This is a genomic window from Candidatus Rokuibacteriota bacterium (genome assembly GCA_030647435.1).
GTDB lineage: Bacteria > Methylomirabilota > Methylomirabilia > Rokubacteriales > CSP1-6 > AR37.
The window spans coordinates 24,895-34,641 of record JAUSJX010000175.1 but is presented as its reverse complement, the minus strand read 5'-3'; the positions used below and the strand labels follow the sequence as shown (position 1 = coordinate 34,641).

8 protein-coding genes are annotated in these 9,747 nt (G+C 60.8%); all 8 read right to left on the bottom strand.

Features of this window, described 5'->3' with window-relative positions; translation table 11 throughout:
• Positions 1-171 precede the first annotated feature (171 nt).
• The gene (locus tag Q7W02_28970; protein MDO8480159.1) at positions 172-1,329 is read right to left on the bottom strand and encodes a GNAT family N-acetyltransferase; all 1,158 of its coding nucleotides are present in this window, start codon (positions 1,327-1,329) and stop codon (positions 172-174) included.
• On the bottom strand, positions 1,323-2,318 hold the full coding sequence (locus Q7W02_28965) for a hypothetical protein (GenBank protein MDO8480158.1): 996 nt from the start codon (positions 2,316-2,318) through the stop codon (positions 1,323-1,325). The genes Q7W02_28970 and Q7W02_28965 overlap by 7 nt, the downstream gene beginning before the upstream one ends.
• Positions 2,315-2,914, bottom strand: coding sequence for a hypothetical protein (locus Q7W02_28960; GenBank protein MDO8480157.1), 600 nt, complete (start codon positions 2,912-2,914; stop codon positions 2,315-2,317). Before Q7W02_28960 ends, Q7W02_28965 begins: the two co-directional genes overlap by 4 nt.
• Before the next feature lie 88 nt (positions 2,915-3,002).
• On the bottom strand, positions 3,003-5,213 hold the full coding sequence (locus Q7W02_28955) for a bi-domain-containing oxidoreductase (protein MDO8480156.1): 2,211 nt from the start codon (positions 5,211-5,213) through the stop codon (positions 3,003-3,005).
• Positions 5,210-5,866, bottom strand: a complete 657-nt coding sequence (locus Q7W02_28950) for a hypothetical protein (GenBank protein MDO8480155.1) — start codon at positions 5,864-5,866, stop codon at positions 5,210-5,212. The genes Q7W02_28955 and Q7W02_28950 overlap by 4 nt, the downstream gene beginning before the upstream one ends.
• Positions 5,866-7,053, bottom strand: coding sequence for a glycosyltransferase family 4 protein (locus Q7W02_28945; GenBank protein MDO8480154.1), 1,188 nt, complete (start codon positions 7,051-7,053; stop codon positions 5,866-5,868). The genes Q7W02_28950 and Q7W02_28945 overlap by 1 nt, the downstream gene beginning before the upstream one ends.
• A 101-nt stretch (positions 7,054-7,154) precedes the next feature.
• The gene (locus Q7W02_28940; GenBank protein MDO8480153.1) at positions 7,155-8,753 is read right to left on the bottom strand and encodes a lipopolysaccharide biosynthesis protein; all 1,599 of its coding nucleotides are present in this window, start codon (positions 8,751-8,753) and stop codon (positions 7,155-7,157) included.
• Positions 8,740-9,666, bottom strand: a complete 927-nt coding sequence (locus Q7W02_28935) for a sulfotransferase (GenBank protein MDO8480152.1) — start codon at positions 9,664-9,666, stop codon at positions 8,740-8,742. The genes Q7W02_28940 and Q7W02_28935 overlap by 14 nt, the downstream gene beginning before the upstream one ends.
• Positions 9,667-9,747: the final 81 nt, after the last annotated feature.

Below are 9,747 nucleotides of genomic sequence, written 5' to 3'. Positions count from 1 at the left end.
ATCATATGCGAGATTATGCCATTGATAAAGCTAAATATCACGCCTGCCTGCTATTTACATGTCAACATACTGGACCCACCGACCTACGGCAACTTGCTGATTTCCCGTGAGTTCTTCGGAAAAGCGAGGCGGGAACTTCAGGTTAAGGGTTCTGTTCTTCAAAGAACCGCGTCAATTTGTTGCCGCAACTTGAGTCGTCGGGTGCGGGAGGGATGTCGAGCCATCGAGGTGCCAGGCCATGTGGCGACCGGTCGGCCATACGGGTCGGACCCGGAGAGGAAGCGTCTTAACCGAGCGGCGATGAATGAAGAAGTCAAAGCCCTGTCGCATCTGCGCGGCCCAGCGCTGTTTATGCCAAGTCTCCCCCCCCAGAAAATCGTAACATGTCAGGCCCGCCTCAATGCATTGCTGAATCGTGCGGCAGCGCAGGACGTTTCCGATGCCCTCTGTGACCGTTTTGAAATCGGGGTCGAATCCCTCTTGAATCGCGCTGAACGTGCCATGATAAGTAAACGCGAACTGTACTGCGACGCAGATATCGTTCACCCGAATGCTGCTAAGACTGATCCATCCCTTCTCGATCGCCCTATCGCAGATCGTTTCGACAAATGCTCGGAAGGAGGGGTTACGGCGAAAGCCGCCCGGCTCACCCGCTGACGCCCAGTGTTTCTGATGCAGCCGCTCCAAGTTGTCGATGAACAGTGGAAGTTGCTCTCGTGACCGACACTGTTCGAACGTGATCGCGCCGGACTCGTTGAGCTGTTTGATTCCTCGGCGCATCTGGTAGCGCATTTTGGTCGAGAGCAACCGCATGTACTGATCCACTTCGGGCGGGAGCTCGATGGCCGAAAAGGAGCTGTCGCGGCGCCAGACATGTAACCCCGCCGAACGGGCCAACCTGGTGAGACGTTCAGGCGCGCCTGTCCATCCCGCTACTTTTGGGATCCAGATGCAATCCCAATCGCTGCGGCGGGCGAGTGCAGCGCCAAGTGCATCGAGAACCGGCTGCTCCTGATCGCGGTGCAGAATTAGATCGAGGTACTCGGCGGGACTCGCGTGTTCGCCCAGAATGCAGAGGCATCGGTGTGTCAGTACACGGCAGAGGCGGATTTGCCGCCGATAGAACGGTGCAATCCCCACCAGATTGCCACTCTGATCGCGCACGGCTAGCACGTGCAGCTCGGCGCTCGAAGCGGCGGCGTCAAGCCAGGCGGAGATATACTCCCACGTAAGAAAGATCGTATCGGCGCGACTGGCCTGGAGTAGATCGTTCCACTCCGGTGCGAGTGCGTCTAACTCTGTGCGCGTCGTGATCGTGCTGATCAGCATGCGCTTTGGGACCCTGGCCTAGTGAAAATACCCGGGATCTGAGCGAGGCTTGCAAACCGAACCTGAGCGCGCTCGCGCAACCAGACGATACAGCGGCGCAATCGATCGTAGAGCGCCTCGAGGGCGGCATCGTCCTGGATCCATGGAGCGCCGCCCGCCATCACTTCCGATGAGTGCAGCATGAAGTTGAGCACCGTTCGCTCCGAATGCAGGCATGTGGTCAAGAGACGATCGAGCTGGGGCCAACCGTACTGCGGCGGAGAAGCGAGCACCACCTCCGAGACGCGGGCCTTACGGAGCACGCGCTGCAGTACTTCGGGGCCGTAACGGTGAAACGGCAACAAGCCCGGCCAGGATCGGGTCGGACCGACCGTCACCGGCACTTCCAATAGCTGCGATGAGCCGGGGATCAGATCATCCTCATAGGCGGGGTGATAGGGCTCCAATGGCGCCCGTCGGTAGTCCCGGCCACCCCGCCCGCCGAGTGCAGGCGGCAGTCCGAACTTCTCGGAGCGGTCCTCCAGCGGCGTAATCGAGCTGTCCACGGAGTAACCGAGGGACTCGAGAATCCGGATGTGTTCCCGGACGAAGCCAAATCGCCCGGCCCGGTAGCTGGTGGGCTCGTCGAAGTTTTCCGCGATGCGCTGGGTCAGAGTCTGGAGCTTCTCATGTACCAGTTCGGGTTGTAGATCGTGAGCAAACACTGGGTACTGGCGATCAGAACCGTCGCGCAGATAGGGTGGCGTTTCCCACGCGTGCAGATGAGCTCCGACCTCGAGAGGTCCCTTCCGGGCGAAACGCTGCAGGCGTGAGACCGCGGTCGGATCGGATGCGACCGAATGGGTGATGAGATAAGTTGGCGGTATTCCCCATTCCACCATCAATTCATGAAAGCGCTCGAGGGCGCGGATATTGTCGAGTCCACTTGAGCGAAAGTTGCTCCAGACGTTGTCCGGCTCGGTATCCACGGTGATGGCGGCGAGTATCATGAGGGGGGCCCTCCTGGGGTGGTAGTTTTGGGCGAGCTTGGTGCATTATCGCTTGGGACGGGTATCGCTTCCGTCAGAACCGAGCCGAGCCAATCGTAGGGCGAAATCTTCAGTGCCGGACGCAGGGTGCAGATCTGGCGCCTTGTCTCATCGTGGCGCAGGCGATATATGCCGATCAGGGCAACTCGGCGATAGGAGATCTCCGCGAATGGGTTGAGTCCCAGCCGCAAATGGACCAGAATCGACTCGGGATTCCTCGCCGAGGTTTGTCCATAACATCGCCGATCGCCGCGCCGGGCCAGCTCTTCCAGGAGAGTGCGGTAAGCGGCAAGATAGACCCTCGTCCGGCGCAGGGCTAGTGAGGTCTCGCCATTGTGCAGCCACGCCTCATCGGCGCAAAGTCGCCATCGAACTCCATGGCGATACTTGGCGTCGACTGGGCAATCGCCCGGCCCGAGCCAAGCCCATGCCATCGGGCCGATCTGACCGTCCGGCGCTTCGGCCGCGACGCAGATCGACCTCGGATCAAAAAGCTGCTGAAGCCCGGCCGGGTTTTCCGTGACCTGAACCAGTTCAGAAATCTGGTCGACGTTCATGATCCGCGTGCGAAGTCCTCGGGTTGTGTGCGTAGGGCAATTGCGGCATCGCGATACATATCTAACAGATTTCACACATGTCATGCGCCTACGAGCTGGAGGCTGGCGGATCGAGGAGGAAGGGCGCGGTGGGATCGACCGCGCAGCCGCGTCGTATTGACTCTAGCGCAGCGAAGGTCAGAAAGGTGCTAGTTCTCGATTGGTTGTACGGCAACGGATGTTCGGCCTCGCCGCTGAGGAAGGCGAGCCAGGCGCCCATCTGCTCCGCATGCCCCTTCGAGGAGTAGGACAGTTTCCGTCTCCGACGATTCGAGTAGAGAATCAGTCTTTGAAAGTTAGTGAGCTCTGCGACGAAACCAGATGCGAAGACGGTGAGGGTCTCCTTCGGGAAGGCCGGATCCCCCTCGGCCGAGTAGATCAGCTGTCCACAGGACCTATCTGCGAACTCGATCTGCGCCGCGATGCTGTCCGGGAAGGGGAGAGCGCCGGTGACCGGCCGAATCGACTGAGCGCTGATACGCGTGGGCTTCGCCGCGAAGAGAAAACAGAAGTAATCGAGGAAATGGCAGACCTCACCGACGACGCGCCCGCCACTCTCAGAATAGTTCGCGTACCAGTGGTGCGGATCGAGCGGGCCCGGAAGGACCCGATAGACGGCTGTCTTGGGCCCCGGCGTGTCGGCGAGTCGGCGCTTCAACTCGACGGTCGCGGGTGCAAAGCGTCGATTGAAGCCTACCTGGAGACTGCCGTGACTGTGCGAGAGAGCTGCGTCGATCTCCTGGAGCTCGTTCGGCGTCAGACAAAGAGGCTTCTCGACGAACACGTGGCGATGCGCGAGTAACGCGGTCTTGACCAGGGGGGCATGCAGGTGATGGCGCGTTGCGATCAAGACCGCGGAAGATGTACCAGCGGTGAACGCGTCCGAGACATCAGTCGCCGCCCTCTGGAAGCCGAACTTTGTCTTGACGTGGGTTGCGCTGAGCGCTGTCTGGTTCACGACCGTGCCGAAAGAGATCCGGCCCTTGAGATGGGGCAGGAGCATGGTCCGCGCGAAGTTACCTGCGCCGATGACGTTGAGGCTGGTGACCGGCTGCGTTAGGCGTGCGACCGGATGGGCGGTAATAGGAGAAGGATCGGCCGGGAGGGTCGTCGGGCCTGAAGACTGCGCTAGCGTCCGTTCATCCGTTGAGTATTCCAGCACGACGCCGATATCACTGGATCCCTTTTTGAGGTCTTCATACACCTTGGCGGCATCAAGGAACGCGACGCGACGGGTCGTGATGGCTTCGAGATTGATGCGGCCACGTGCCATCAGATTGAGGCAAGCCTCGAAGTTCCGCTGCTCCGTCCAGCGGACGTACCCGATTGGATAGTCGCATCCGGCCCACTCGTAGGTGGCGTCGTAGCGGCCAGGACCATAGGAACGAGAAAATCGGACGTCCAGCTCCTTTTCGTAGAAGATCCTCCACGGCAGGTCCATGCGGGTCATGCCTACACTGACGACACGCCCCCGGTCTCGCAATGCCTCCGCCGCCTGCTCGACGGGCGCGCTGGAGTTGGAAGCTGCGCAAATGACGGCGGCGTCGACGCCGTAGCCTTGGGTCCAGTCACGAACCTCATCGAGGAGGCGCTGCGCACCCAGTATGACGACTCGTTCGGCCCCCATGGCCGCGGAGATGGGACGGCGAGACGTTTGTACGTCAACTGCGATCACCCGGGCGCCCGCGAGGGCCAGCATATTGGTCACCAACAGCCCTACCAGACCTTGTCCGGTCACCAGAACGCGATCGCCGAGATTTGGCGCGGTCTGTCGGACCGCGTGTAGCGCGATGGCGCAGATGGTTGTGTACGCGGCCCTCCAGTTCTCCACTTCATCGGGAACCGGCGCAAGGAGGAGATCCGGCATGGCGAGATACTCGGCGTGGAAGGCGCATTCTGCCCCAGCACAGGCGACACGGTCGCCGACACGAAATCGAGTATTCGCCTTATCCAAGTCAACCACAACGCCGGCGGCGCTGTAGCCGAGCGGCGCGGGAGACTCCAAGCGATTTCGGACTTTTTGGAGCGCGCTGCGCCATCCGAGGTTCCTGGCAGTGTCGAGCACCTTGCGCACTTGATCCGGACGTGCCCTGGCTTTCTGAATGAGGTTCATGCTGGCTTGCATGACCTTCATCTTCTCCGTGCCAGCGCTGATCACCGAGTGGGTCGTTCGGACGAGCACGCCGCCTGGCGGTGGCATCGGCATCGGTACCTCGCGCACCTCGTGTCGCCCGTCCTGGTACTGCGCGATCTGCTTCATGCTTTTCGCCTCGTGGTAGGCTGACGCTCAGCCCGAGCAGTGTCAGTTTGATACGTAAGCCATTCAGGGGAGCGATTCGGCAGTGTTTGATTCTCGGAAGCGTCCTCCGAGGGCTCCCAAAAGCGGAGAATCCGAGCAGGCACGCCGGCCACGACTGCATCCTTCGGGACGGATTTCGTGACCACTGCGCCGGCTCCGACCGTTACGTTGTCTTCGATGGAAAGGGTGCCAAGAATCGTGGCGTCCGTTCCAGCATAGAAGTGATTTCCAATTGTCGCGCCGCGCTGACTGCGCATCGTTACGATACTGACGTTGTGGTACAGGAGGCAATTAGCCCCAATCGTGCAGTCGCGCGTGATGAGGATACCACCAAAATGGAGGATGGTGAGACCAGGGTCGATCTTGGTCTGTGGCTTAATCTGGACGCCGGAATAGATCCGAACGAAAGGCATACCGATCAGATAGACGAGTTGCGACAATTGCCGTACGAACGGAACCCGGATCCGCCGGGCGGCGGATCCGACGCGGTACCAGATGACAGCCAGTGCTGCCGGGTGCACGTAGAGGATGCGCGCGAGAACGCGCCAGACCGGCCGCCCCTGATAGCAGAAGCGGCTGTATTGCTTGAGTTCAGCGTTCAGTTCGCTGAACATCACGGTCCAGAGGCGATCGTCGCTGCCGCTCGGCGGGCACGAACCGACTCATGACACCGCTGAACCACGCCCTCCAAGGCGTTCACCACGGCAGAAGTGCTATGGTGTTCACGGATGTAGTCCTGACCCCGACGGCCCGCTGCCCGCCACATCGCGGACTCTGATAGCGACGCCATTAGACGTCGTTTCAGCGCTACATAGTCGGTTTCGACGTAACCGAGCTGGAATTTGGCGACCACGTCGTCAGGGTCTACAGACGTGAGCACTGGTTTGCCCCATGCCCAGGCTTCAAGGAAGACGTTCGGGAAACCTTCCGATTCCGAGGTACAGAGGAGCAATCGGCACTCGCGATAGAGTGCTTTCATCAGATGATGCGGGACGTAGCCATGCCAGCGGATGTTGGCCAGTGACTGGATCTGACCGGCGAGTGTCCGTCCATATTGAGAGGCGACGTTGGATTGCCCAACGAGGTCGAAGCGACACTCCGGGAGGTCCGCGGCGAGCCGGATCACCCAATCCGGTCGCTTCACTTCGCTCAACCGACCGACCCAGAGGACGGGACCGGGCGCCGGATCGTAGGACGCGGATTGCGCAATTCGTGTTACCTCTGGCGACCATTCGCAGCAGCTTCGTATCACGGTGCTCGACAGGCCGAATGTCTCACATAGAATGCGCTGTTGGCGAGATGTCTGCGCGACGACGGCATCTGCTTGGCGGAGGCCATGGCGAAACAGCCAGCGCTCCTTGGGGCCAGTGGCGGGAAATGGCGACAGCAGGGTGCATGTCATCTCGTTGGCGAACGAAAAAATGAAACCGCGCGTATGCCGCCGGCACCAGTGACCGGCCAGCCCAGTTTCAGACTCGGCTCCGCGCTGATAGTAGACGTCGGAATCGGCACGCTTCATGGCATTCCACAAGCCGGTGAGACGAGGATGAAAGAAACGCAACCCGCGCATACCGACATCGACTCTGTAACACTTGAAGACGTGGATTCCATGGATGTCCTCAGCGTCGGGCTGGCCGTGATCGAGGACGACAAAGCTGACGCGGTATCCTCGCTGGACCAATTCCTTGGCGAGGAGGACCTGCTGTCGCTCGGCTCCGCCGATGTGGGCTACATCGCCTCGCCCGGAGAGCGCGGAGTAGGCGTTCGGGGCGACAAAACATATCGAGGCGCGGCCGGACACCGGCGGCAGCGCGGTCTTGCAACATGGCGGAGGAGCTTCGGGGGGTGCCGGCGGACTACCCCGCTCGCTGGAATCCGCGCCGCAACGAAAGCCGGTACCGGTCACAGGAGAAACCGTCTCGAAATTCGCTGCTTCAAGTCGACCGGCACGAGCGTGTGCCAATAGACGGGGGCCAAGACTAATGAGCCAGCAAACAAGCCGACCAGGAGTTGGGCTGTGGGTTTGCCCGGGAAGGACAATCGAACTGTAAGGAGCACCGCCGCGAACGGTATCACCGAGAACAAGGGGGAGACGATCGAGTCGCGCACGTAGCGGAGAAGAGGAATGTGGACCGCCCGACATCCGGCATACGGAAGTACGCAGAGGTTGACAACGAAGATGGGGATGGCCGCGGCCAGCGCCGCTCCGTCGATTCCCCAGCCGAGCATTCCGACGAAGAGAATGCTGAGGCCGGCACCTAGAAGGGAGCCGCTCAGGGACGCAGCGCCGGTCAACCCGTGGGAAGCCAATCCGAACAGGATGAAGGACGTAGCCTGCTGCGCGAACAACGGGAGGTATCCGAGGACTAGGATGAGGAGGACGTGGTTGTCTGCGTAGGACCGGTCCCCCATCCAGACGCGCAGTAGTGCCTGCCCCAGGATCAGCATCACCAGCACCGGCGGCAGAGCCAGGAACATCACGTATCGGGTAGAGCGGACGAGCAGTTCGCCCAATTCCTGGCGGTCCTGCTTACCGTGGAAGGCGCTAGCGACGGGTACAAGAACACGCGTGAACGCCATAAGGAAGCGAGTGGTAACCTGGATCAGTGCGCGCGGTCTCGAGTAAAGTGCCAGAGCGGCGGGCCCGATGACTGTGACGACAACCAAGGGAGTGATCTGCAGCAGATCCGCGCAAATATGCATCATCGTCTTGGCACTGTATCCGAAGATCTCGCGGAACATCGATCGATCGACCCAACGTGGACGGATACTCACCTGCGGAGCAATCTTCCCGGCGCACCAGTATTTGGCGAGGCCGTTCAGCAACTCACGCGCCAACACGCAGAAGCCCATCACCTTGAGTCCGGCGCCTGAGAGCACGGACGCGAGAACAGCCACGACCAAAAGAACGTCGCTGAAGCCGTCGATGAGATTCAGAACGTCGAACCGCTCGCGCCCCGCGATGATGCCGCCGAAGACGACAGCTAGAATGCTGATGCAGGAAGTAAGCCCCATGGAGAGGACCAGGCTCCGTGCGTCGCCAATGAGGAGTATTGAGGCCGTGTTGACCAACCGGGGCGTGAAGTAAGCAAGTCCGAGGGTGAACAGGCCCGCACCTAGTGATGCGTACATGACCAGTGCGAGCATCGCGCCAAGCGTGCGGCTGATCTCTGGCCACTGCTCACTCGATGCGTAGCGCGCGAAGTAATGGTTGGCGCCGGTTCCCAGCGGCCCGAAGGCGAGTGCAACATACGATCGAATGGACCACCCGAAGTCCCAAATGCCAAGTTCTTCCTGACTCATCCGTTGGTTGATGAGTCGCGGCAGAACGAAACCGCTCACCACCATGACGAACTCGCCCGCCCAGTTCCAAATAGTGCTGCGGAGAAGTCCCGATGCCACCTCAATGGAATCGAGAGGGGCGGCCGGCAACACATCCACCCGGGCCTGCTCACCCGAAGCGACGGCGGTTTCCGGCGTGTCGGAGTTACGCCTCGCCACGGGGCACTCCGTATCCATATTTATTGTTCAAGCTCCCCGCGAGGGAGGCGAATGCAGCCAAATCACTGCCGGACATCTCATGCCTCCAGGACTCGTCGAGACGGATGGGGAGCACCCCTTTCAGCCGCAGGCGATTCCCGAGCACATGCATCTTGCGCTCGATGGCCTGAGAGGCTTTGATAGTTCCCACGACTCCGATGAATGCGAAGATGCTGGTGAGCACGCCGTCCGGATCCGTGCAGAGATCCTCGTATCTGAGACGCAGAACGCGCCCGTCGCAAAACCGCTTGGTGACCCGTTCGATCTCGAGGTGCGTCTCGCGCCACTCGACGGACGCCTCGTGAGCTGGCATCCCGAGGTTCTTCCTGGCCGAGTTGACGACGCCGCGGCCATCCCGGACTAGATGCACCACTTGGAGCTGCAAGGAGGGAATGTCGGCCAGGTACTTGATTCGGATCGGGTCCTTTGAGGAATCCAGGAAGACGGAGGCGCTGTTGAACTGAAGGACAAGCTCGATGAAGGTCTGGTTGTACCGTCGCAGATACTCGAGGCGCCGCATGGAGCCGGGCCAGCAGTGGAGGACGAGGCTCCTCAGGAACTCAAACGCTGGACTGCCGTACGCCCGTCGCATGAACCGGTCGGCGATCGGCGATTCTGGCATGCGGAATGCGGGCATCGTGTGGCGGTCCGACAGATCATAAACGAAGCCGCGCTCCTTGAGCGCGGCAATCAGGTGCGCCCAGAAGCTGCATTTGGTGAACAAGTCTCCACAGGAACACGCGTAGGTCAGAAGCTCCTCCTGCCCGCCCTTCATCTCGCCGACGGTGGCGACGCAGGGGTGTCCGCCCAGCAGCATGGCCAGCAGCGTAGAGCCCGAGAAACTGGGAGAGGCGATGTACAGACAGGTGGGCATCGCTGATATTAGGTTAGGTCAGGAGGGCCGCGACGAGCATCGCCACCAGTGTAGTGTCCAGCGCCGAGTCCAGCCTTCGAA

What these genes read in the sequence shown, in the direction of transcription:
- Q7W02_28970 (MDO8480159.1), bottom strand. Translation starts at nt 1,329, where the DNA reads ATGCTGATCAGCACGATCACGACGCGCACAGAGTTAGACGCACTCGCA.
- Q7W02_28965 (MDO8480158.1), bottom strand. Translation starts at nt 2,318, where the DNA reads ATGATACTCGCCGCCATCACCGTGGATACCGAGCCGGACAACGTCTGG.
- Q7W02_28960 (MDO8480157.1), bottom strand. Translation starts at nt 2,914, where the DNA reads ATGAACGTCGACCAGATTTCTGAACTGGTTCAGGTCACGGAAAACCCG.
- Q7W02_28955 (MDO8480156.1), bottom strand. Translation starts at nt 5,213, where the DNA reads ATGAAGCAGATCGCGCAGTACCAGGACGGGCGACACGAGGTGCGCGAG.
- Q7W02_28950 (MDO8480155.1), bottom strand. Translation starts at nt 5,866, where the DNA reads ATGTTCAGCGAACTGAACGCTGAACTCAAGCAATACAGCCGCTTCTGC.
- Q7W02_28935 (MDO8480152.1), bottom strand. Translation starts at nt 9,666, where the DNA reads ATGCCCACCTGTCTGTACATCGCCTCTCCCAGTTTCTCGGGCTCTACG.